Raw genomic sequence first — 23,096 nt, forward strand, 5'->3', positions numbered from 1 at the left:
AGACTTGAGGTTCGACGACCAATGTGAAGGATGGGTATGCCGATCACACCAGCCACCGCGGGGAGCACTCCGGCCAGCGGGTCCGCGGACACGATCCTGCTCGAACTGGTCGACGAGGACGGCAATACCATCGGCACCGCGGAGAAACTCTCCGCCCACCAGCCGCCCGGGCAACTACACCGGGCGTTCTCCGTGTTCCTCTTCGACGAGCGGGGGCGGCTGCTGATCCAGCGGCGCGCGCTCGGCAAGTACCACTCCCCCGGCGTGTGGTCGAACACCTGCTGTGGGCACCCCTATCCGGGCGAGGCACCGTTCGCGGCGGCCGCCCGGCGTACGTATGAGGAGCTCGGCGTCTCGCCTTCGCTGCTCGCCGAGGCGGGCACGGTCCGCTACAACCATCCGGACCCGGAGTCCGGCCTGGTGGAGCAGGAGTTCAATCACCTTTTCGTGGGAATGGTGCAGTCGCCGCTGCGACCCGATCCCGACGAAGTCGGCGAGACCGCGTTCGTCACCGCGGACGAGCTCGCCGTGCGGCACGACAAGGGCCCGTTCTCCGCGTGGTTTATGACCGTACTGGACTCGGCGCGTCCCGCGATCAAGGAACTGACCGGCCCGTCGGCTGGCTGGTAGGTGAGCTGAAAGCACCGGCTCCAGGAGCACCGGCACCAGGGGCGCGGGCTCTTACGGCGGGCTGAGCGGCAAGGCGGCCCAGATCACCTTGCCGCCGTTCGCCGTGTGCTCGGCGTCGCAGACCCCACCGGCCTCCCTGGTGATCTCCAGTACGAGCAGCAGCCCGCGACCGCCGGTCTGGCCCTGGTCCGCCTCCAGCGCCTTGGGCCGGTAGGGGTGGTTGTCCTCGACGGACACCCGCACCCACTCCGCTCCCACGGCCACCTCGACCGCGACCATCGGGGAGAGCAGGGCCGCGTGCCGTACGGAGTTGGTGACCAGCTCCGAGACGATCACCAGCAGCCCGTGTACGACGTCGTCCGATACCGGTACGCCCTGGCGGGCGAGAAGATCACGTACGGCGCGCCGGGCCTGGGGCACCGAGCTGTCGACAGCGGGGGCGGTGAACCGCCAGACCCCCTCGTACGGGAGCGGGCTCGGCCCGATCTGCCCCGGCGCGGTTCCTCGCACGGTTTCCTGCGCGGTTTCCTGCGCGGCCTGACCGGTGGGGACTCCGCCGCCGTTGTCCATCGTCCGGTCGCCGCCTCTGCTGCACTCGATAGTCACCACACTGTCGAGTTTGAGAAGGTTCAGGTGCGCGCCCCGAGACTGAGCGGAACTCGTCGACTTTCCGCGCTTTTCGATGGTTTGGGTGTGCCAGTGTCAGGTGGACGACTCATTCTGATCATCTTGTGCTGACTTCGGGGGCTTTACCGGTTCTATACCTTCGGAGTCGGCACCTTCGGAGTCGGCGGTCTCTTCATCGGCCGCTTCATCGGTCGCTTCGTCAGTCGCTTCAGCGCTCGCCTGGGCCTCCTCCGCGACCAGCGTGACGACGCGCCTGCCCAGCACCCCGGCGGCGATCAGTCCCAGGCCGTCGAAGAGCAGCGCCAGCGAGAAGAACGTGCCGATCACATAGCGGCTGCTGTTCGGCAAGTCGAACAGCACCAGGATGCCCAGCATCAGCCCGAACGCACCCTGCGCGAGGGTCAGGCCGAACTGCGTACCCCGTACCACCGCGCTGCCGACCAGCCGGAAGGCACCGCCGGTGAGGAAGAGCAGCGCGGCGAACATGGTCAGCGCCTGCGCCGAGCTCTCGGGGTGCTTGATGAGCACCACGCCCGCGGCGAGATTGAGCGCGGCGACCACGACGCCGAGCCAGAAGAAGCTGCTGCCACGGGACTGGAGGGCGTGCAGCAGGCCGACCACGCCACCGGCCAGCAGCAGCCAGCCGAACAGCAGCATGGAGGTCAGTGTGGCGAATGCCGCGTAGCCGAGGCCGACCAGTCCGGCCAGCGCCAGGATGACGCCCAGCAGCGTCAACCGGCCGAAACCACGGCTCAGCTTCGCGCCTGGGCCGGTCCGTCGGGCCATCAGCGCCTCCTCCTGACCATCAGCGTCTCCTCGCGGAGCGGGTCCCCCTCCATCCGACGCCTCCCGGCCCCTCCCCACCCCTTATTGATCGTACGTTCGGGGCGTGCGGATAGCATCCGGCGCATGGCGCACACGGAGCTCCCCGAGCCGCGACTGCGGCACACCATCGACGGCGGAACCGCCACGGTCGTGATCGACCACCCGGCCAGGCGCAACGCCATGACCGCGGCGATGTGGCGGGCGCTGCCACCCCTGCTGGCCGACCTGGCGGCCGACCCGGCCGTGGGGGTACTCGTCCTGACCGGCACGGGCGGCACCTTCTGCGCGGGCGCGGACATCTCCGGGCTGCGTGCCTCCGCGGACGAGGCGCAGGAGCTGGCCGTACGAGCCGAGGAAGCGCTGGCGGCATTCCCGAAGCCGACGCTGGCCGCGGTGCGGGGCTTCTGTGTCGGCGGCGGGTGTCAGCTCGCCGCGGCCTGCGATCTGCGGTTCGCGGAGGAGGGCGCGTCGTTCGGGATCACTCCGGCGAAGCTGGGGATCGTGTACCCGGCGTCCTCCACCAGGCGGTTGGTATCGCTGGTGGGGCCCGCCACCGCCAAGTACCTGTTGTTCTCGGCTGAGTTGATCGGCACCGAGCGCGCGCTGCGGACCGGCCTGGTGGACGAGGTACTGCCCACGGGTGAACTGGGCAAGCGTGTCGGCGAGTTCGCGAGAATTCTGCTCAGCCGCTCCCGGCTGACGCAGGCAGCCGCCAAGGAGTTCGCGGCGGGCCGCGAGGACCGGGCGGCGTACTGGGCCGACCAGGCACGCGCCAGCGGCGACACCGCGGAGGGGGTCGCCGCGTTCCTGGAGCGCAGGGACCCGCGGTTCCCGTGGACCGCGGGTCCGGGCACGCCTCCCTGAGAGGGATGCCTACGACGAGGCCGGGACCTCCGCCCGGAACTTCTCCACCAGCACCGAGGGAGCCTTCGCGGGTGAGCCCGCGTCATACGGCGGCTGCGGGTCGTACTCGATCATGAGCTGCACGCCCTGCGCGTGCTCGTCACCCGCGATCTTCCCGGCCAGCGTCAGCCCCATGTCGATCCCCGCGGACACGCCCGCTCCGGTCACGTACTTGCCGTCGAAGACGACGCGCTGGCCGGTCGGGGTGACGCCGTACTCCCTGATCGCGTCGAGCGCCAGCCAGTGGGACGTGGCCTCGCGGCCCTTGAGCAGACCGGCCGCCGCCAGCAGCAGGGAGCCGGTGCACACGGACGTCGTCCAGGTCGTGGCGGCATCGACGGTACGCAGCCAGTCGAGGAGCGCCTCGTCGTGGACCGGCACGTCAGGACCGCCCGGCACGACCAGGATGTCGGGTCGTGTCACCTCGGCGAACGACTTCCGCGCCACGAGCGTCAGACTCCCGGTGTCGTCCCCGACGGGGCCCGCCTGCTCGGCGACGAACACCGTCTCGGCGCCGGGCAGCGGGCTGAGTGCCTGGAAGGGGCCGACGGCGTCGAGTGCGGTGAAACCGTCGAAGAGGACTATCGCGATCTGCATGGGTTGCCTTTCGTGGGTGTGGACGGGCTGGGTTGCCCCCTGGGCTCAGGGCTGGGCCTGGAGCTGGGCTCAGGGCTGGGGGTGGCGGCTGCGGGCGCGGTACTCGGCGACCAGGTCGGCGGGGGCATTGTGCGGCGCACCGGCGTCGTAGGGCGGCTGCGGGTCGTACTCGGTGAGCAGCTGGATGGACTGGGCGGCCCGGTCTCCGGCCAGCTTTCCGGCGAGGGCCAGGCCCATGTCGATGCCCGATGAGACACCGGCCGCGGTGACGTACTTGCCGTCGAAGACGACCCGTTCACCGGTGGGCTCGACGTCGAACCGCTTGATCGCGTCCAGCGCCAGCCAGTGGGACGTGGCCCTGCGGCCCTTGAGTAGACCGGCCGCCGCGAGCAGCAGGGAGCCGGTGCACACGGACGTCGTCCAGGTGGTCGTGGCGTCGACCGCGCGCAGCCATGCGAGGAGGGCCTCGTTCGTCATCTGCGGGGTCTGGCCCGGGCCGCCGGGGACCACGACGACGTCGGGTCTGGTGACGTCGGCGAAGGACCGGTCCGCGACGAGGGTGAGGCTGCCGGAGTCGTTGCGTACGGGTCCGGGCCGCTCGGCGACGAAGACGGTCTCGGCACCGGGGACGCGCGCCAGGATCTCGTAGGGCCCCACCGCGTCCAGGGCGGTGAAGCGATCGAAGAGGACGAGCGCGATCTGCATGGGGGCTGCCTTTCGTGGGTGCGCGGGGCGCGGGGCGCGGCGGGCGTGTCAGTCGGTGGTGGGGCGGAAGCGGCGGCGGTATTCGGCCGGGGAGGTGCCGAGTGCCTTGACGAAGGCGCGGCGCATCGCTTCGGGGGTGCCGTAGCCGCTGGCGCGGGAGATCTCGCCGACGCCGTCCGGGGTGTCCTCCAGGAGGCGGCGGGCGTGTTCCAGGCGGACCCGTTCGACGTACCGGCCTGGGGTCGTGCCGCTCTCGGCGTGGAAGGCGCGGGCGAAGTGCCGGGGGGAGAGCCTGGCGCGGGCGGCCAGTGACGCGACCGTGAGATCGGCGCTCGGGTGCTCGGTGATCCACTGCTGGACTTCGCGCAGGGGTTCACGCTGGGCGGTCTGCGCGGCGAGTTGGGCGCTGAACTGGGCCTGGTTGCCCGGGCGGCGCAGGAACACCACCAGGTAGCGGGCCACGGTCAGCGCCGTGTCGCGGCCCAGGTCCTCCTCGACGAGGGCGAGCGCGAGGTCGATGCCCGCGGTCACTCCGGCTGACGTGGCGATCTTGCCGTCGCGTACGTAGATGGGGCCCGGGTCCACCTCGACCTCGGGGTGGGCGGCGGCCAGGGTGTCGCAGTACGCCCAGTGGGTAGTCGCCCTGCGGCCGTCGAGCAGCCCGGCCGCCGCCAGCAGGACCGCGCCCGTGCAGACCGAGACGATCCGCTCGGCGCGCGGGGCGTGTTCGCGTAACCAGGCCACCAGCTGCGGGTCGAGGAGACGGGTCCCGTGGCCGCCCGGCACCAGCAGGGTGTGCGGTACGGGCGCGTCCGCGAGGGCGTGGTCGGGGACCAGGGTGAGCCCGCTGGAGGTGCGGACCGGGCCGCCGTCCAGGGAGGCGGTACGGACCCGGTAGGCCCCGGCCGGGTCCCCGCGGGCCGCGCCCGCGCCGTTGAACACCTCGACCGGGCCCGTGACATCGAGACTCTGGACGTCCTCGAAGAGGACGACCAGCACCGTGCGCTGCGCCATGGTGGCCATTCTTCGGGAGCCCGCCCAGGGCAGCAATGACGAATACCCCACCTTTCCTGCCATCGAGCCGGAATGCCACGCTCCGGCCTTTCCGTCATACGTACCAGTCGGTACGGTGCGGCCATGACCTCACTTCCCGCGTACGCCGGACGCCGCTGCCACAACGTGCTCAACCCACTGCACTCCACCGTGTACTTCTCGCCCGACTACCAGAAGGAGCTGGCATCGGCCGGTGTCGCCGACCGCAGGGCCTCGACGTTCGTCGGACGGGCCGCGGCGCTCGGCAAGGTCGGGCCCGGCGTCGTCGCCGCTGCCTTCTACAACTACAGCTACGACCTGATCTGTGAGGTCGTGCCGTCGGTGTGGCAGTCGACCACGCCCGAGGACGTGGTCGCCGCCCGGCTCCGTACCGCCGACACGACGCTGCGCCGGCTGCTCGGCGAGCAGGCCATAGCCTCGGACGACATGGCCGAGGCCGCCCGCCTCGCGCTGCGCGCCGCCGAGGCCTGCACCCGCCACGCCCGGCCGCTGTACGCCGCGCACGCCGACCTGCCAGTGCCCGACGAGCCGCACCTCGCCCTCTGGCACGCCGCCACCCTGCTGCGCGAGCACCGGGGCGACGGGCATCTCGCGGTGCTGCTCGACGCCGGGCTCGGCCCGGTGGAGGCGCTGGTGAGCCACACGGCGACCGGCAAGGGCATGAACCCCAGGTGGATCCTGGCCACGCGGGGCTGGACCCAGGAGGACTGGGACGCGGCCGTCGCGCGGCTACGCGCGCGTGGGCTGCTGGACGCCGACGGCGAGCCGACCGGGGCGGGGACCGCCCTGCGCAAGGAGATCGAGCTGACGACCGACCGGCTGGACGCGGCCCCGTACGAGCACCTGGGCGCGGCGGGCGTGGAACGCCTCACCGAGCTGGCGACGGGGTTCACCACGACCGCGCTGGGCGCGGGGGCGTTCCCCGCGGACCTGGTCGGCAAGGGCTGACCTGCCGGGACCCCACGGCCGGGGCTGATCCCCCGATGACGGTGCCACCTGCCACAATGCTGACTTCAAGCTCAGCGAGAAGGCGGTACGGGAATCGTGACAACAGAACTGCCACCCACCGTAGGGTCCATCGAGAGCAGGATCGCCCAGGAGCTCGGCGTACGGGAGCGGCAGGTGCGGGCGGCGGTCGAGCTGCTCGACGGCGGGTCGACCGTGCCCTTCATCGCGCGCTACCGCAAGGAGGCGACCGAGCTCCTCGACGACACCCAGCTGCGCACGCTGGAGGAGCGGCTGCGGTATCTGCGGGAGCTCGAGGAGCGGCGTACGGCGATCGTCGAGTCGGTACGGGAGCAGGGCAAGCTGACCGACGAGCTGCGGGCCCGTATCGACGCGGCGGACACCAAGGCGCGGCTTGAGGACATCTACCTCCCGTACAAGCCCAAGCGCCGCACCAAGGCGCAGATCGCCCGGGAGGCGGGCCTTGAGCCGCTCGCCGACGGACTGTTCGGGGACCCTGGGGTGGAACCCCTGGCCGCCGCCGCGGCGTTCGTGGACACCGACAAGGGCGTCGCGGACCCGCAGGCCGCGCTCGACGGCGCGCGGGCGATCCTCACCGAGCGGTTCAGCGAGGACGCGGACCTGATCGGTGAGGTGCGCGAGCGGATGTGGAAGCGGGGGCGGCTGGCGGCCAAGGTGAAGGACGGCAAGGAGACCGAGGGCGCCAAGTTCGCGGACTACTTCGACTTCGCCGAGCCGTTCACGGCCCTGCCCTCGCACCGGGTGCTCGCGATGCTCCGGGGTGAGAAGGAGGGCGTACTGGACCTGACCCTGGAGCCCGAGGAGCCGGACGCCGCCGTCGTGGAGGGCCGTGCGGCCGTCTCGTCGTATGAGGGCATCATCGCCCGGCACTTCGGCATCGCCGACCGTGGCCGCCCCGGGGACGGCTGGCTGCTCGACACGGTGCGCTGGGCCTGGCGCACCCGGATCCTGGTGCATCTGGGCATCGACCTGCGGCTGCGGCTGCGGACGGCCGCCGAGGACGAGGCGGTCCGGGTCTTCGCGTCCAACCTGCGGGACCTGCTGCTCGCCGCCCCGGCCGGGACGCGCGCGACGCTGGGGCTCGACCCGGGGCTCCGTACGGGCGTGAAGGTCGCCGTCGTCGACGCGACCGGCAAGGTCGTCGCAACCGACACGATCTACCCGCACGTACCGGCCAACAAGTGGGACGAGGCGCTGGCCAGCCTGGCGCGGCTCGCCCAGGAGCACGCGGTCGAACTGATCGCCATCGGCAACGGCACCGGGTCCCGTGAGACCGACAAGCTGGCCGGTGAACTGATCTCCAAGCACCCCGAGCTGAAGCTGACCAAGGTCATGGTGTCGGAGGCGGGCGCCTCGGTGTACTCCGCCTCCGCCTTCGCGTCCCAGGAGCTGCCGGATCTCGATGTGTCGCTGCGCGGCGCCGTCTCGATCGCGCGGCGGCTCCAGGACCCGCTGGCCGAACTGGTGAAGATCGACCCCAAGTCGATCGGTGTCGGCCAGTACCAGCACGATCTGTCCGAGGTGAAGCTGTCCCGTTCCCTGGACGCGGTCGTGGAGGACTGTGTGAACGGCGTTGGGGTGGACGCGAACACCGCGTCCGCGCCGCTGCTCGCCCGGGTGTCGGGCATCGGCGCCGGGCTCGCCGAGAACATCGTGGCGCACCGGGACGCCAACGGCCCGTTCACGGCGCGGAAGGCGCTCAAGGACGTGGCGCGGCTCGGCCCGAAGGCGTACGAGCAGTGCGCGGGCTTTCTGCGGATCCGCGGCGACGACCCGCTGGACGCCTCCAGCGTCCACCCCGAGGCGTACCCGGTGGTGCGGCGGATGGTGAAGGCGACGGGCGGCGAGGTCGCCTCGCTGGTCGGTAACGGCGCGGCGCTGCGCTCGCTGCGGGCCGAGGACTTCGTGGACGACACCTTCGGTCTGCCGACGGTGACGGACATCCTGCGTGAGCTGGAGAAGCCGGGCCGGGACCCGCGGCCCGCGTTCAAGACGGCCTCCTTCAAGGAGGGCGTGGAGAAGATCGGCGACCTCGCGTCCGGGATGGTGCTGGAGGGCGTGGTCACGAACGTGGCGGCGTTCGGTGCCTTTGTGGACGTCGGAGTGCACCAGGACGGTCTGGTGCATGTCTCGGCCATGTCGAAGACGTTCGTGAAGGACCCGCGGGATGTGGTGAAGCCCGGCGACATCGTCAAGGTGAAGGTCCTGGAAGTCGACATCCCGCGCAAGCGGATCTCGTTGACGCTGCGGCTGGACGACGAGGCGACGGACCGGTCTTCCGGGCCGGGCTCCGAGTCCCGTTCCCGTTCCGGCCAGGAGGCCAGGGCCGCGAAGGGCGGCGGCCAGCGCCGGGAGCGCGGCCAGGGCGGCGGCCGTCCGCCCGCGCAGCGTGGCAGTGGCAGTGGCAGTGGCAGTGGCAGTGGCAGTGGCAGCGGTGGCGGTGGCGGTGGCGGTGGCCGACGTGGTGGCGCCGCCGGTGGTGGCGGTGGCCGTCAGGCGCCGCCTCCGGCGAACAGTGCGATGGCGGACGCGCTGCGCAAGGCGGGCATCGTCGACCCCAAGCGGGGCCGCTGACGGCGGAGCCTGGCAGTTCTCACGGCCCCGGCAGTCCTCACGGCCCCAGTGGTCCTAGCGGGTCATCGGGGCCGCCAGGACGCTGCCCGTCGCGCGGGCCACGATGAAGGACTGGCCCTTGGTGGCCTTCGCCGTGAGGGCGATGTGGTGGGTGCCGGGGGTCAGGACGTCGTCGAAGAGGTCGTGGGTGTGCGTGCGGTACAGAATGTCGAGCCGGTACGCGGTCAGCCGGACCCGGCAGGTGGAGGTGACCTCGACCTCCACCGTGCCGGACGCCGCGACCAGCCGGGTGAGTCTGCGCCGCGCTGACGGGCTGCGGTCCAGGGCGTCTTCGATCTGGGCGACCAGCAGCGGCGTGATCGGGGCGAGCCCGTTCACGTACGCCACCTCGACGCCCGCGCGGTCGAACGCGGCCCGTACGGTGTCGCGCTGGGCGTCGGTCACGGCCCGCCCGAACGCCACCGCCCCATAGGTGCTGAGCTCTTCGGGCGGGATGCCGGACGCGTCCTGGACGATCTCCGCGCCGATGCCGATGATGCGCAGGGCCCCGGCCAGCTTGGCGAGAACCGCTGCCCTGGCTCCGATCAGCAGGACCCGGCGGCGCGCGGCGGGCTCCGTATCGCTGAGCAGCCGCCGTAGTTCGCCTCGGTACTCCTCGCCGCGGAACCGGAACGGGCCTATCCCGTGGTATCCGTTGCGTTCCAGGTCCGCGCGTTCCTCGGTCTGCCAGGCGAAGTCCCGCCAGACGTAGTCGTCGCGCCCGTCGCCGGTCCGCTCGATCACCGCCGTGACAGCGCCGCAGCCGAGCTCCTCACACTCGGGGCAGCCGTAGATGACGTACCGGCCGTCGGTCAGCGGCGCCTCGGCCTCCAGGAGCAACCGCCGTACATGCGCGGTGAAGATCGCTGGCGGGATGTCCGAGGCCAGGGGTGACACGGCGTCCAGGTCGGAGAGCTGGAACAGCAGCGGGCGTCCGGCCACGATGAAGTCGAGGAAGTCCCGGTGGACTTGGTAGTCACCGTTGGCGAGGACCCCGCCGGCACGGATCGCCGGAGCCAGGCCGAAGGTGGTGTACTCGGCAGACATGATCTGAGTATCCCCACCTGAGCGGCGATCTGAGCGCGGCATCGGTGATTCCGCTGTCACCGGATGGGACGTAGGGTCCGGACATGCGTACGGATGTGATCGTGGTGGGCGGCGGCGTCATCGGTCTGACCACCGCCGTGGTGCTGGCCGAGCGCGGCGTCCGGGTACGGCTGTGGACGCGGGACGAGGCCGAGGACACCACGTCGGCGGTGGCCGGTGGCCTGTGCTGGCCGTACCGCAGTGAACCCCGCGAGCTCGTCGAGGGCTGGGCGGTGCGTTCGCTGCGCGTGTACGAGGCGCTGGCGAACGACAGCGCCACGACCGGCGTGCGGCTGGTGCCGGGCACCATGGCGGACACTCCGCTGTCCGCGTTCCCGCACTGGTCCGCCCAGCTCCCCGGGCTGCGCGAGGCGCGCCCGGACGAGCTGCCCGAGGGCTTCGGCCAGGGGCTGCGCGCGACGGTTCCGCTGCTCGACATGCCGGTCTATCTGCGGTACCTGCACGGCCGGTTGGCGCGCGCGGGCGCTCGCGTGGAGCGGCGTACGGTCGCCGACCTCAGGGAGCCCGCGGCCGAGGCGGGCGTCGTGGTCAACTGCGCGGGGCTCGGGGCACGGGAGCTGGTACCCGACCGCGCGGTGCGCCCGGTGCGCGGGCAGCTGGTCCTGGTCGAGAACCCCGGGATCGACGCGTGGTTCGTGGCCACCGAGTCCCCCACGGAGTCCCCGGCCACGCCCCCGGCCAAGTCCTCGACGGAGACGACCTACGTACTGCCGCAGCCGTACGGGGTGGTGCTCGGCGGCACCGCCCACGACGACGCCTGGGACCTCACGCCCGACCCGGCGACAGCGGAGGCGATCGTCAAACGCTGCTCCCGCGTACACCCCGCGCTCGCCGGGGCGCGGGTCATCGGCCACCGCGTGGGGCTGCGGCCGGTGCGGGACGCGGTACGGATCGAGCGGGAGCGGACCGAGGGCGGCGGCCTGCTGGTGCACCACTACGGACATGGCGGCGCGGGCGTGACGGTGGCATGGGGGTGTGCGCAGGCGGCTGCCGACCTGGTGAGCTGACCTGAGGGCGTGTGGCTAGGCCCGTATGGGGACCGGCGTCGGCGCCGCCGATACACCTGCTGTCTCTTGTCTGTACAGGTGAAGGACTACCCACAAGTAACTCTGGCTGGTTTGATGTGCCCGCATCCGTTCCCCCACGATGATCGGGAGAGGTTCACCCGTGCCGTACTCCATACTTCGCCGTTCCTCCGGCGCAGCTGTCGCCCTCACGCTCGCCGGGGCCGCGCTGGCTGCCGCCACGCCCGCCCAGGCGGCCGCCGAGGACACCCCGGAGCTGAAGATCCTGGCGTACAACACCTTCCTGTTCAGCAAGTCGCTGTACCCGAACTGGGGACAGGACCACCGCGCCGCGGAGATCCCCAAGACCGACTTCTTCCGCGGTAACGACGTGGTCGTACTCCAGGAGGCGTTCGACAACTCCTCATCCGACGCGCTGATGCACAACGCCTCCGCTGAGTACCCGCACCAGACGCCCGTCGTCGGCCGCAGCAAGAGCGGCTGGGACGCCACGAGTGGCTCGTACTCCTCGATGACGCCGGAGGACGGCGGTGTGACGATCCTCAGCAAGTGGCCGATTCTGCGCAAGGAGCAGTACGTCTACAAGGACGCCTGCGGCGCTGACTGGTGGTCCAACAAGGGCTTCGCCTACACCGTGCTCGATGTGAACGGCACCAACGTGCATGTGGTCGGCACCCACGCCCAGTCGACCGACCCCGGGTGCGACTCCGGTGAGGCGGCCACCATGCGCAGCCGCCAGTTCAAGGCGATGGACGCCTTCCTGGACGCCAAGAACATCCCGGCCAGCGAGCAGGTCATCGTCGCCGGTGACTTCAACGTGGACTCGCACAGCGCCGAGTACGCCTCGATGCTGGCCGACGGCGGCCTGGCCGACACGGACTCGCGTACCGGGCACCTGTACTCGTTCGACACCCAGGACAACTCCATCGCCGCCGAGCGTTACCCTGACGACCCGCGCGAGGACCTGGACTACGTCCTGCACCGGGCCGGGCACGCGCGCCCGGCCGGATGGAACAACAACGTGATCAAGGAGGAGTCCGCGCCCTGGACGGTCTCCAGCTGGGGCAAGAACTACACGTACACGAACCTCTCCGACCACTACCCGGTGACCGGCTCCGCGCGATAGCCGCACGTCCGCGCACCACCCTGTCCCGGCTGCCCGGCACTCCCGGCGGGCAGCCGGGGCCCTTGCGGGCACTTTCACAGAACTGGTGAGACAGCAATACTGTTGCACCGCATCAACGCACAGACCGGGAGGCGGGCGCTGCCATGACGACGGACACCGAGGAGCCGACGCTCACTGTCGACGAGCTGGCCGCGCGCGCCGGAGTCACCGTCCGGACCATCCGCTTCTACGGCACCCGTGGACTGCTGCCGCCGCCGCACATCGGCCCGCGCCGCGTCGGGCGCTATGACCAGGGCCATCTGTCCCGGCTCGCGCTCATAGAGGAGCTCCAGCACCAGGGCATGACCCTGGCGGCGATCGAGCGGTACATGGAGCAGCTGCCCCCGGATCTCAGCGCCCATGACCTCGCGATCCACCGGGCGCTGGTGGCGACCTGGGCCCCGGACGCGGCGGAGGACGCCAGCCGCGCGGAGCTTGACCGCCGTGCCGGTCGCACGCTGTCGGACGAGGATCTGGACCGGCTCGCGGCGATGGACGCGATCGCCCGGACGGACGCGCCGGACACCTTCCGGGTCGATCCCGGGCTGCTACGGCTCGGGGTGCAGCTCCTGGACGTGCCGATCGCGCACGAGACGATTCTGGCCTCCCGTACGGTCCTGCTGGAGCACGCCCGTTCGGCGGCGCACGAGCTGGCCGGGCTCTTCCGCGACCAGGTCTGGGCCCCGTACCGGGAGCGCGAGTCGGACCCGCGGCATGTGCAGGCGATGAAGTCGCTGTCGGCGCATATGCAGCCGCTGGTGGTGCAGGCGCTGGTGACGGCGTTCCAGCGCTCGCTCAGGGACGAGCTGCGGGCGGAGTTCGACACGCAGCGCTGAGGGGTGTGCCCGGAACTCCGGCACACCCCTCACAACTCCAGGCACACGACCCACACGGCTCAGCGTGGGGCTGGTGTCAGGCGTCCTTGAAGGTCTCGCCGTTCGCCGCCTTCTCGACCAGCAGCGCGGGCGGCGTGAACCGCTCCCCGTACCGGTCCGCGAGTTCCCGGGCACGGGCCACGAAGCCGGGCAGGCCGCCCTCGTAGCCGTTGATGTACTGGAGCACACCGCCCGTCCAGCCGGGGAAGCCGATGCCGAGGATCGAGCCGATGTTGGCGTCGGCGACCGAGGTCAGGACGCCCTCCTCCAGGAGCCGTACGGTGTCCAGGGACTCCGCGAACAGCATGCGCTCCCGCATGTCGTCGAAGGGGATCTCGGCGCCGTCGCGGGTGAAGTGCTCGCGCAGGCCCGGCCAGAGACCGGCGCGCTTGCCGTCCACATAGTCGTAGAAGCCCGCGCCGCCGCTGCGCCCGGTGCGTCCGAACTCGTCCACCATGCGGTCGATGACGCCGTCGGCCGGGTGCGACGGATAGCTGCCGCCCTCCTCCTCGATGGCCCGCCGTGTCTCGTCGCGGATCTTGCGCGGGAGGGTGAGGGTGAGTTCGTCCATCAGGGACAGGACCTTGGCCGGGTATCCGGCCTGGGCCGCGGCCTGTTCGACCGACGCGGGCTCGATGCCCTCGCCGACCATCGCGACGCCCTCGTTGATGAAGTGGCCGATGACGCGCGAGGTGAAGAAGCCGCGTGAGTCGTTGACGACGATCGGGGTCTTGTTGATCTGCCGGACCAGGTCGAAGGCGCGGGCCAGTGCCTCGTCGCCGGTCCGCTCGCCCTTGATGATCTCGACGAGGGGCATCTTGTCGACCGGTGAGAAGAAGTGCAGGCCGATGAAGTCCACCGGCCGGGAGACGCCCTCGGCGAGCTGGGTGATGGGCAGCGTCGAGGTGTTGGAGCAGAGCAGCGCGTCGGGCTCGACGACGTCCTGGATCTCCTGGAACACCTTGTGCTTGAGCGCCGTGTCCTCGAAGACCGCCTCGATCACCGCGTCACAGCCCGCGAGGTCCTTCGGGTCGGCGGTGGGGGTGATCAGGGCGAGCAGCGCGTCGGCCTTGGCCTGGGTGGTACGGCCACGGGAGACGGCCTTGGCGCAGAGCTGCTCGGAGTAGCCCTTGCCGTTGGCGGCGGCTTCGGCCGACACGTCCTTGAGGACGACCTCCATACCGCCGCGGGCGCAGGCGTAGGCGATGCCCGCGCCCATCATTCCGGCGCCGAGCACGGCGACCTTCCGTACCTTCCTGGGCTCGATGCCCTTGGGGCGGCTGGCGCCGGAGTTGACGGCCTGGAGGTCGAAGAAGAAAGCCTGGATCATGTTCTTGGAGATCTGGCCGGTGACCAGCTCCACGAAGTAGCGGGCCTCGATGGTCAGCGCCGTCTCGAAGTCGACCTGGGAGCCCTCGACGGCCGCGGCGAGGATGTTGCGCGGGGCGGGGTAGGGGGCGCCCGCGGTCTGCTTCTTGAGGTTGGCGGGGAAGGCCGGGAGGTTCGCGGCGAACTTCGGGTGCGCCGGGGTGCCGCCGGGGATCTTGTAGCCCTTGACGTCCCAGGGCTGCTGGGACTCGGGGTTGGCGTCGATGAAGGCGCGCGCCTGGGCGAGCATCTCCTCCTCGGTGGCGGCCACTTCGTGGACCAGGCCGTTCTCCAGCGCCCGCCGCGGGGTGTACTGGGTGCCCTGGAGCAGCACCTTGAGCAGCGCGTCGGTGATGCCCATCAGCCGTACGGTGCGAGTGACGCCGCCGCCCGCGGGCAGCAGGCCGAGGGTGACCTCGGGCAGGCCGATCTTGGAGCCGGGCGCGTCGAGGGCGACGCGGTGGTGGCTGGCCAGCGCGATCTCGTATCCGCCGCCGAGCGCGGCGCCGTTGATGGCGGCGACGACCGGCTTGCCGAGGGTTTCGATGCGGCGCAGGGAGTTCTTGATGCCGGTGCCAACCTCGAAGGCCTGCTGGGCGTTGTCCGGGCCGACCTGGATCATTTCCTTGAGGTCGCCGCCCGCGAAGAAGGTCTTCTTCGCGGAGGTGTAGATGATGCCGCGGATGGAGTCTTTCTCGGCCTCGGCGCGGTCGGCGATGGCCGCGATGGACTCCTTGAAGGCTTGGTTCATGGTGTTCGCGGACTGGTTCGGGTCGTCCAGGACGAGGGTGACGACGCCGGTCTCGTCCTGTTCCCAGCGGATGGTGGTGGACTCGCTCATGCTTGGGTTCTCCGTGAAATCCGTGAGGGGTGGGGCCGGACAGCCCCTAGACAGGTCAGAGACGCTCGACGATGGTGGCGATGCCCATACCGCCGCCGACGCAGAGCGTGGCCAGGCCGTAGCGCTTGTCCTGCCGCTCCAGTTCGTCGATCAGAGTGCCGAGGATCATCGCGCCGGTGGCGCCGAGCGGGTGGCCGAGCGCGATGGCGCCGCCGTTGACGTTGACCTTGTCCAGGGAGAGGCCCATGTCCTTGGCGAAGCGCAGGACGACGCCCGCGAACGCCTCGTTGATTTCGACCAGGTCGATGTCGTCGATGGTCAACCCGGCCTTGGCGAGGGCCTTGCGGGTCGCGGGGGCGGGTCCGGTGAGCATGATGGTGGGCTCGGAGCCGGAGACCGCGGCGGAGACGATCCGGGCGCGCGGGGTCAGGCCGTGGCGCTGGCCGACCTCCTTGGTGCCGATGGCGACCAGGGACGCGCCGTCCACGATGCCGGAGGAGTTGCCCGCGTGGTGGACGTGGTCGATCTGCTCCACCCAGTGGTACTTCTGCAGCGCAACCGCGTCAAAGCCGCCCAGCTCGCCGATGTCGGCGAACGACGGCTTCAGCTTGGCCAGCGAGTCGGCGGTGGTGCCGGGCCTCATGTGCTCGTCGTGGTCGAGGACGACCAGTCCGCTGCGGTCCTTCACTGGGACGACGGAGTTCGCGAAGCGGCATTCCTTCCAGGCGGTGGCGGCGCGCTCCTGGGAGAGGGCGGCGTACTCGTCGACGTCACGGCGGGAGAAGCCCTCGATGGTGGCGATCAGGTCGGCGCCGATGCCCTGGGGGACGAAACCGGTCTCGAAGTTGGTCATCGGGTCCGCGAACCAGGCGCCGCCGTCGGAGGCCATCGGCACCCGCGACATCGACTCGACGCCACCCGCGAGCACCAGGTCCTCCCAGCCCGAACGGACCTTCATGGCGGCCAGGTTGACCGCTTCCAGGCCCGATGCGCAGAAGCGGTTCTCCTGTACGCCGGCCACGGTGTCGGGCAGTCCGGCGGCGATGGCCGCGATCCGCGCGATGTCGGAGCCCTGGTCGCCGACCGGGCCGACGACGCCGAGGACGATGTCGTCGATGGCGGCCGGGTCCAGGCCGGGGAAGCGGGCCTGGATCTCGTGGATCAAGCCGACGACCAGGTCGATCGGCTTCGTGCCGTGCAGGGCCCCATTGGCCTTGCCGCGCCCGCGCGGGGTGCGGATCGCGTCGTACACATACGCTTCGGTGCTCAAGGTCGGCAGCCTTTCAGGGTGCGGGATGAGAGGGAGAGGGGCGCGTGGCCGGGGCCGGGTTGCCGGGTTGCCGGGTTGCCGGGTTGCCGGGTTGCCGGGTCACGGCAGCAGGGAGCGGCCGATGATTTCCTTCATGATCTCGGTCGTCCCGCCGTAGATGGTCTGGATACGGCCATCGGTGAAGGCCCTGGCGACCGGATACTCGGTCATATAGCCGTAGCCTCCGTGGAGTTGCAGACAGCGGTCGGCGACGCGTTTCTGGAGTTCGGTGGCCCACCACTTGGCCATCGACGCGTGGACAGCGTCCAGTTCGCCGTGGGTGTGGTCCACGATGCACCGGTCGAGGAACGCTCGGGTGACGGCGCACTCGGTGGCCATCTCGGCTATCTCGAACCGGATGTGCTGGAGTCGGCCCAGCGGGCGCCCGAAGGCCTCGCGCTCCTGGACGTACTTCATGGTGATCTCCAGGAGGTGCTCGGCGGCGGAGATCCCGGCGACGGCGATGGCCATGCGCTCCTGGGCGAGATGGGTCATCAGGTGCAGGAACGCGCCGTTCAGCTCGCCGAGCAGGTTCTCCTTGGGGACGCGTACGTCGGTGAAGAACAGCTCGGCGGTGTCCTGGGCCTTCTGGCCGATCTTGTCGAGGTTACGGCCGCGCTCGAAGCCTTCCATGCCGCGCTCGACCACCAGGAGGGACAGGCCCTTGGCGCCGCCTTCCGGGGTGGTCCTGGCCACGACGATCACCAGGTCGGCGAGTATCCCGTTGGAGATGAAGGTCTTGGAGCCGTTCAGCAGCCAGTGGTCGCCCTGGTCTTCGGCGGTGGTGCGGATGCCTTGCAGGTCGGAGCCCGCGCCCGGCTCGGTCATGGCGATGGCCGTGATGGTCTCGCCCGAGCAGAAACCGGGCAGCCAGCGCCGCTTCTGGTCCTCCGTGCCGAGGGTGGTCAGATAGGGGCCGATGATGTCGTTGTGCAGCCCGATCGCGAGTCCGGCCGCTCCCGCGCGGGTGAACTCCTCGGCCAGTACGGCGCTGTAGCGGAAGTCGTCGTTCCCGCCGCCTCCGTACTCCTCGGGTACGGCGAGCCCGAGCAGCCCCTGCTTTCCGGCCGCGCGCCAAGCGTCGCGGGAGACGATGCCGGCCTTCTCCCACTGCTCGTAGTGCGGCAGCACCTCCTTGGTGAGGAACGTGCGCACGGTCTCGCGGAAGGCCTCGTGATCGGCGGAGTAGAGCTGGCGCTTCATGCCCGAGGGGGTCTGGGACGTTGCCTGTGACGTCATGTGGCGTCCTTCGTCAGGTCCGGTACGTTCCAGTCGCGGGCCACCGCTTCGGTGTCGGCGCCGGGCTGTGCCGGGGGTGTGCGTACGGCCGTGGGGGTCGCCGAGAAGCGCGGGGCCGGAGCGGGCTGGGTGATGCCGCCATGGTCGGTGAAGGTGCCGCGGGCGGCCAGATGCGGATGGGCGGGAGCCTCGGTGAGGGACAGTACGGGGGCCACACAGGCGTCCGAGCCCTCGAAGAGCGCGGTCCACTCGGCGCGGGTCTTTGTCCTGAAACGTGCGGTGATCGCGGTACGCAGTTCGTCCCAGCGGGCGAAGTCCTTGCGGGCGGACGCCTGGTCCTCGATGCCGAGCACGGTGATGAACGCGTCGTAGAACTGGGGCTCCAGGGCGCCTACGGCCATGTATCCGCCGTCGGATGTCTGGTAGCTGCCGTAGAAGGGGCAGCCGCCGTCCAGCAGGTTGGCGCCCCGACGGTCCTGCCAGCCGCCGGCCGCCAGCATGCCGTGGATCATCGACGCGAGGTGGGCGGCGCCGTCCACGATCGCCGCGTCCACCACCTGCCCCTCGCCCGTCGCGCGCGCGTGCTGGAGTGCCGCCAGCACACCGACGACGAGGTAGAGGGAGCCGCCCGCGTAGTCGCCGACGAGGTTGGCGGGGACGGCCGGGGGTTCGTCCGGTTTGCCGATCATGCCGAGGGTGCCGGTGATGGCGATATACGCGATGTCGTGGCCCGCACGCTGGGCGAGCGGCCCCTCCTGTCCCCAGCCGGTCATCCGCCCGTAGACGAGCTGGCCGTTGCGGGCCCGGCACTGCTCGGGGCCCACGCCGAGGCGCTCGGCAACGCCGGGGCGGAAGCCCTCGATCAGGATGTCGGCGCGTTCGACCAGGTCAAGGACGCGGCTGGGGCCGTGCTCGGACTTGAGGTCGATCAGCACCGAGCGCTTGTTCCGGTTGGTCACGTCGTACGCCGGGTCGATGGCGAGTCCGGCGCCGCCGGGCCGGTCGACCCGTACGACATCGGCGCCGAGGTCCGCGAGCAGCATCGCGGCGAACGGCCCTGGCCCGATTCCGGCCAGTTCGACCACCCGGATTCCGGCCAGTGGACCGCCGCCTCTGTCTGTCTCTGTCATCAAGCCCCCAGCGCTTTGACACAACTGATGTAACAGCAGCGATGTTAAGAACGCGTTCCACTCCGCACAAGACCCAACGAGCAAGCGCTTAGAAATCACTCGCGCTAGTCTCGGCTCCCTACGGCGGACCAGACGACGGACCAAGCGGCCCCACCGGGACTGAGGAGTGTCATGAGCAGTCAGGACAGCGCGCGGTACGACATCGTGCTCTTCGGAGCCACCGGCTTCGTGGGCACGCTCACGGCCGAATACCTGGCCGCGCACGCGCCCGAGAACCTGCGCTGGGCGATCGCCGGGCGCAGCGAGCAGAAGCTCCAGAGAGTACGGGAGGGGCTGACCACGATCGACCCGGCCCTCAAGGACCTTCCGCTGATCAGCGCGGACGTGGACGACCCGGCCGCGCTGCGGGAGCTGGCCAGCTCGACGCGGGTGCTGGCCACGACGGTCGGCCCGTACATCACCTACGGGCAGGAGCTGGTCGCGGCCTGCGCCGACAGCGGCACGGACTATCTGGACCTGACGGGCGAGCCCGAGTTCGTCGACCTGATGTACGTGCGGCATGACGCCCGTGCGCGGGAGACCGGGGCGCGGCTGGTGCACGCCTGCGGGTTCGACTCGGTTCCGCATGACCTGGGCGCGTACTACACGGTCCAGCAGCTGCCCGAGGGGGTGCCGCTGCGGGTCGACGGGTTTGTCCGTGCCCAGGCGATGTTCTCCGGCGGGACGTTCGCCACCGTCCTCACCGGCTTCTCGCGGGGGCGCCAGACGCTGGCCGCGCAGCAGGACCGACGGCGCCAGGAGCCGCGCCCGGTGGGCCGCACGGCATACGCCCCGGTCAGTGCGCCGCGGTACGCGAAGGAGGTCGACGCCTGGGCGCTGCCGCTGCCGACCATCGACCCGCAGGTCGTGCAGCGTTCGGCCCGGGCCCTGGAGCGGTACGGGCCCGACTTCCGCTACCGGCACTACGCGGCGGTGAAGTCGCTGCCGGTCGCGCTGGGCAGCGTGGCCGCCATGGGCACCCTCTTCGCGGCGGCCCAACTGCCGCCCGCCAGGCGGTGGCTGGGCGAGCGGGTCAAGCCTGGCGAGGGGCCCGACGAGCAGCGGCGGGCGAAGTCCTGGTTCTCGGTGCGGTTCGTCGGTGACGGCGGTGGGCGTCGGGTGTACACGGAGGTCAGCGGCGGCGACCCTGGCTACGGCGAGACGGCGAAGATCCTCGCCGAGTCGGCCCTCAGCCTGGCCTTCGACGACCTGCCCGACACGGCCGGTCAGGTCACCCCGGCGGTCGCCATGGGCGACGCGCTGATCGGACGTCTGCGGGCGGCGGGGATCAGGTTCCGGGTGGCGGCGGCGCGTTGAGTTCCCTGAGCGCGTCGGTCGCGGCACGCAGGGCGCTGCGGCACAGGGCGTCGGCGCGGCGGGTGGTCTCCGGGAGGCGGTAGCGGGGCGCCAAGTGGAGGGTGTGGGCTACGGCGCGGTCCAGGGTGACCCGGTGACCGACCGAGACGAAGACCGGCTTCACGCCGTCCTGGGTGCGCACGGCGCGGCCCACCTCCTCCGCTCCGTCCGTGACGTCCGTGAGCGGCGCGGTGGCGCCACGCCGGGTGCCTGGTTCTTCGTAGGCGAAGGTGAAGGGGTTCTTGGCGACGCCGATCGTCGGCAGGCCGGTCAATACGCCGAGGTGGCTGGCCAGGCCGAAGCGGCGCGGGTGGGCGCGGCCGTAGCCGTCGCAGACGACGAGTCCGGGGTCGGCCCGGAGGGACTCCAGGGCGGCGACCACCGTGGGGATCTCCCGGAACGCGAGCAGCCCGGGTACGTACGGGAAGCTGATCCGCCCGGTCGCGGTGGCCTCGTCGACCACGTCGAGTGTCGCCGCGTCCAGCACGACGGCGGCCGCGGCCACGAGGTCGCGTGCGTCGTCGTAGGCGACGTCGACGCCGGTGACGTGGCCGGTGCCGGGCAGCGGGCCGGGCTCGTCCAGGATCACGCGGGTGCGCAGCGCGTCCTGAATCGCCCGGGCTTCGGCTTCGGTGGTGGGGGCGGTGGGGCGATCGGCGGGCGTGTGTGGGGTGGCCATGGTGGGACGAGCGTACGGGGTGCGGGGTTCTGGTACGGGGCTGGGTGGTGTGCTTTCCCGGGGCGGCTGCGGCTGCGTAGGGTGCGTTTACGGTTGGCGGATCACGGGGTGGGGGCAGGGGTTTGATGGCGGGGCGAGGGGAGAGCGCGGCCACGGCGCCCGGGGCGACGTCGGGGCGGCGAGCGCACCCCGCCGCTCCCTGGATGCCGGACCGGTGGCGGACGGTGGCGCCCGCGCGCACGGTGCTGGGTGTCATCCACAACGTCACGTCGGCGACGCGGCTGCTTGACCTACTGACCGTTTTCGACGGCGATCCGCGGGTGCAGGTGCTGTTCACGTGTACCGGGTCGTCGCCGTTCGAGCCCGGGATCGAGGAGTTCGTCAGGGCGCGGGAGCTGCCGCTCATCTCGTGGGACGAGGCTCGCGGTCATGCGTTCGACCTGGCGGTGAGCACGAGTCGGGGCGGTGACCTGCAGAATCTCTCCGCACCGATCATTGGATCGCCACACGGCGCGGGATACAATAAAACACTGCACCGGGAGCCGGGAGCCGGGAGCCGGGAGCCGGGAGCCGGGAGCCGGGAGCCGGGAGCCGGGAGCCGGGAGCCGGGAGCCGGGAGCCGGGAGCCGGGAGCCGGGAGCATTCGGGCTTACCGCTGAATGGCTGGTGCACGACAGTGAGTTGATCCCAGCCGCCATCGTGCTCTCGCACGACGAGCAGCGCGCCCGCCTGCGGCAGGGCTGCCCGCAGGCCGTACCCCTGTCTCACGTCGTCGGCGACCCCTGCATGGACCAGATCCAGGCCTCACTTCCGTTCCGGAGCGAGTACCGTGCCGCACTCGGCGTACGGCCTGGTCAACGGCTGCTCCTGCTGACCTCCACCTGGGGACGGCGGTCGCTTCTCGGCGGGGCGGCCGACGTGGTGGGGCGCGCGCTCGCCGAACTCCCCCGCGACGAGTTCCGTGTCGTCGCGGCCATCCACCCTAACGCCTGGTACGGGCACGGTGGTTGGCAGATCCGGTCCTGGCTGGAGCCGTATGTCAGGGCCGGGCTGATCCTGCCCGAGCCCGCGACCGACACCTGGAAGGCCGCACTGTGCGCGGCCGACGCCTTCCTAGGCGACCACGGCTCGCTGACCCTGTACGCGGCGGGGCGCGGACTGCCGGGCCTGCTGGCCTCGTTCGACGAGGAGAGCGTCGCCGCCGGGTCCCCGATGGCGCGGCTCGGGGCGCTGCTGCCCCGGGTCCACCCGTCCGCACCGCTGGCCGGGCAACTCGCGGCGGCCCTGCGCGACCAGCCGGACAGCCCCGGCCTGGCCGACGCCTCACGGCTGGTCACCTCGCGCCCCGGCCAGGCCCTTGCCCGCCTCAGACGGCTCTGCTACCGGACCCTCGACCTGGCCGAGCCCACGCGGCCGGTCGTACCCCACCCCGTACACCTGCCCCCTCCCGTCGCCTCCGGACGCCAATCCCCGCTGGACCAGGCCGTGTTCGCCGACGCCCGAGTGGCCGCGCGCGACCCGGCTGGCCGCGCCACCGTTTTGCTGCGCCGCTACCCCGCCGAGCCACAGGCCCGGGGCCGCCGGACGCACATGCGCGACCCGCAGGTCGTCGTCGACGAGGGCGAACCAGACCCTCGCTGGGCGAACGTCGCCGACGTCGTCGTCTCGCGCGGGTCGCGATCCGAAGAGCTGTTCGCGCGGCACGCGGGCTGCTGGATGGTCGTCGAACCCACCTCACACGCGGCCTGCCGCCTGCGCCTGCGCGACGGCGCCGGGCACATCGCCCGCTGGACCACGCGCCCGTGGTGGGCGACACCGGCGGTCGCCGCGTCGGCTCTGGGCGCCTGTCTGGCCCACTTCGGGGACGACTGGGAGGGCGAGGTCGCGGTACACGCGGGCGACGAACTCCCCTTGGGCGTACTCCTCGTGCACCAGAGCGCCCCCCACGGGCCAGCGGCGCACACCACCGACCCAGACGTCCAGATCGAGTACTGAGCGTCGCGGGACAGGTCGGGTCGGGTCG

The 23,096-nt window shown here is 71.2% G+C and carries 20 protein-coding genes; 9 read left to right on the forward strand and 11 right to left on the reverse strand.

Annotated elements, in window-relative coordinates:
• Positions 1-36: 36 nt before the first annotated feature.
• Positions 37-630, forward strand: a complete 594-nt coding sequence (gene idi / locus GCN81_RS04195) for an isopentenyl-diphosphate Delta-isomerase (RefSeq protein WP_156722070.1) — start codon at positions 37-39, stop codon at positions 628-630.
• Between the two features lie 51 nt (positions 631-681).
• Here the strand turns inward: idi and GCN81_RS04200 are convergent, their stop codons facing one another.
• Together GCN81_RS04200 and GCN81_RS04205 are read right to left on the reverse strand one after the other, a co-directional pair.
• Positions 682-1,236 (reverse strand): ATP-binding protein, encoded by a 555-nt coding sequence (locus GCN81_RS04200; RefSeq protein ID WP_407697939.1) that lies wholly within the window; start codon positions 1,234-1,236, stop codon positions 682-684.
• A gap of 96 nt (positions 1,237-1,332) precedes the next feature.
• Positions 1,333-2,043, reverse strand: coding sequence for an HdeD family acid-resistance protein (locus tag GCN81_RS04205; RefSeq protein ID WP_156722071.1), 711 nt, complete (start codon positions 2,041-2,043; stop codon positions 1,333-1,335).
• Between the two features lie 123 nt (positions 2,044-2,166).
• On the opposite strand from GCN81_RS04205, the gene GCN81_RS04210 reads away from it, so the two are divergent.
• Complete coding sequence (locus tag GCN81_RS04210) at positions 2,167-2,946, forward strand: enoyl-CoA hydratase/isomerase family protein (RefSeq protein WP_156722072.1); 780 nt, start codon at positions 2,167-2,169, stop codon at positions 2,944-2,946.
• A 9-nt stretch (positions 2,947-2,955) separates the two neighbouring features.
• On the opposite strand, the gene GCN81_RS04215 is transcribed toward GCN81_RS04210, so the two are convergent.
• The 3 genes from GCN81_RS04215 to GCN81_RS04225 all read right to left on the reverse strand — a co-directional run bounded on the left by GCN81_RS04215 (position 2,956) and on the right by GCN81_RS04225 (position 5,301).
• A complete protein-coding gene (locus GCN81_RS04215) occupies positions 2,956-3,582 on the reverse strand; it encodes a DJ-1/PfpI family protein (protein WP_156722073.1) in 627 nt (208 codons plus the stop codon).
• Positions 3,583-3,651: 69 nt separating this feature from the next.
• Complete coding sequence (locus GCN81_RS04220) at positions 3,652-4,287, reverse strand: DJ-1/PfpI family protein (RefSeq protein ID WP_156722074.1); 636 nt, start codon at positions 4,285-4,287, stop codon at positions 3,652-3,654.
• A 48-nt stretch (positions 4,288-4,335) separates the two neighbouring features.
• The gene (locus GCN81_RS04225) at positions 4,336-5,301 is read right to left on the reverse strand and encodes a GlxA family transcriptional regulator (protein ID WP_156722075.1); all 966 of its coding nucleotides are present in this window, start codon (positions 5,299-5,301) and stop codon (positions 4,336-4,338) included.
• Between the two features lie 123 nt (positions 5,302-5,424).
• On the opposite strand from GCN81_RS04225, the gene GCN81_RS04230 reads away from it, so the two are divergent.
• Together GCN81_RS04230 and GCN81_RS04235 are read left to right on the forward strand one after the other, a co-directional pair.
• The gene (locus tag GCN81_RS04230; protein ID WP_156722076.1) at positions 5,425-6,288 is read left to right on the forward strand and encodes an SCO6745 family protein; all 864 of its coding nucleotides are present in this window, start codon (positions 5,425-5,427) and stop codon (positions 6,286-6,288) included.
• Between the two features lie 96 nt (positions 6,289-6,384).
• Positions 6,385-8,901: a Tex family protein gene (locus GCN81_RS04235; RefSeq protein WP_156722077.1), complete on the forward strand. Its 2,517-nt coding sequence runs from the start codon at positions 6,385-6,387 to the stop codon at positions 8,899-8,901.
• Between the two features lie 54 nt (positions 8,902-8,955).
• Here GCN81_RS04235 and GCN81_RS04240 read toward each other — a convergent pair whose 3' ends face one another.
• On the reverse strand, positions 8,956-9,987 hold the full coding sequence (locus GCN81_RS04240; protein ID WP_156722078.1) for an oxidoreductase: 1,032 nt from the start codon (positions 9,985-9,987) through the stop codon (positions 8,956-8,958).
• Between the two features lie 83 nt (positions 9,988-10,070).
• On the opposite strand from GCN81_RS04240, the gene GCN81_RS04245 reads away from it, so the two are divergent.
• From GCN81_RS04245 to GCN81_RS04255, 3 genes are all read left to right on the forward strand, one after another.
• Positions 10,071-11,054 carry an FAD-dependent oxidoreductase gene (locus tag GCN81_RS04245; RefSeq protein ID WP_156722079.1) on the forward strand — a complete coding sequence of 328 codons (984 nt, stop codon included), beginning with the start codon at positions 10,071-10,073 and terminating at the stop codon, positions 11,052-11,054.
• A gap of 160 nt (positions 11,055-11,214) precedes the next feature.
• Positions 11,215-12,198: a sphingomyelin phosphodiesterase gene (gene sph / locus GCN81_RS04250; protein ID WP_156722080.1), complete on the forward strand. Its 984-nt coding sequence runs from the start codon at positions 11,215-11,217 to the stop codon at positions 12,196-12,198.
• 143 nt (positions 12,199-12,341) lie between these two features.
• Positions 12,342-13,073 (forward strand): MerR family transcriptional regulator, encoded by a 732-nt coding sequence (locus tag GCN81_RS04255; RefSeq protein WP_156722081.1) that lies wholly within the window; start codon positions 12,342-12,344, stop codon positions 13,071-13,073.
• 76 nt (positions 13,074-13,149) lie between these two features.
• On the opposite strand, the gene GCN81_RS04260 is transcribed toward GCN81_RS04255, so the two are convergent.
• The 4 genes from GCN81_RS04260 to GCN81_RS04275 form a co-directional block, all read right to left on the reverse strand.
• Positions 13,150-15,321, reverse strand: coding sequence for a 3-hydroxyacyl-CoA dehydrogenase NAD-binding domain-containing protein (locus GCN81_RS04260; protein WP_156722082.1), 2,172 nt, complete (start codon positions 15,319-15,321; stop codon positions 13,150-13,152).
• Positions 15,322-15,376: 55 nt separating this feature from the next.
• A complete protein-coding gene (locus GCN81_RS04265) occupies positions 15,377-16,591 on the reverse strand; it encodes an acetyl-CoA C-acetyltransferase (RefSeq protein WP_156722083.1) in 1,215 nt (404 codons plus the stop codon).
• A 99-nt stretch (positions 16,592-16,690) separates the two neighbouring features.
• Positions 16,691-17,833, reverse strand: a complete 1,143-nt coding sequence (locus GCN81_RS04270) for an acyl-CoA dehydrogenase family protein (protein ID WP_156722358.1) — start codon at positions 17,831-17,833, stop codon at positions 16,691-16,693.
• Positions 17,834-17,865: 32 nt separating this feature from the next.
• Positions 17,866-18,999, reverse strand: coding sequence for a CaiB/BaiF CoA transferase family protein (locus tag GCN81_RS04275; protein ID WP_156722084.1), 1,134 nt, complete (start codon positions 18,997-18,999; stop codon positions 17,866-17,868).
• Positions 19,000-19,170: 171 nt separating this feature from the next.
• Here GCN81_RS04275 and GCN81_RS04280 point away from each other — a divergent pair, with 171 nt between their 5' ends.
• Positions 19,171-20,355, forward strand: coding sequence for a saccharopine dehydrogenase family protein (locus tag GCN81_RS04280; RefSeq protein WP_156722085.1), 1,185 nt, complete (start codon positions 19,171-19,173; stop codon positions 20,353-20,355).
• On the opposite strand, the gene GCN81_RS04285 is transcribed toward GCN81_RS04280, so the two are convergent.
• On the reverse strand, positions 20,327-21,073 hold the full coding sequence (locus GCN81_RS04285) for an endonuclease V (RefSeq protein ID WP_156722086.1): 747 nt from the start codon (positions 21,071-21,073) through the stop codon (positions 20,327-20,329). The genes GCN81_RS04280 and GCN81_RS04285 overlap by 29 nt on opposite strands.
• Positions 21,074-21,754: 681 nt before the next feature.
• Between GCN81_RS04285 and GCN81_RS04290 the strand changes: the two genes are divergently transcribed.
• The gene (locus GCN81_RS04290) at positions 21,755-23,068 is read left to right on the forward strand and encodes a hypothetical protein (protein WP_156722087.1); all 1,314 of its coding nucleotides are present in this window, start codon (positions 21,755-21,757) and stop codon (positions 23,066-23,068) included.
• Positions 23,069-23,096: the final 28 nt, after the last annotated feature.

Source organism: Streptomyces apocyni (genome assembly GCF_009739465.1).
GTDB lineage: Bacteria > Actinomycetota > Actinomycetes > Streptomycetales > Streptomycetaceae > Streptomyces > Streptomyces apocyni.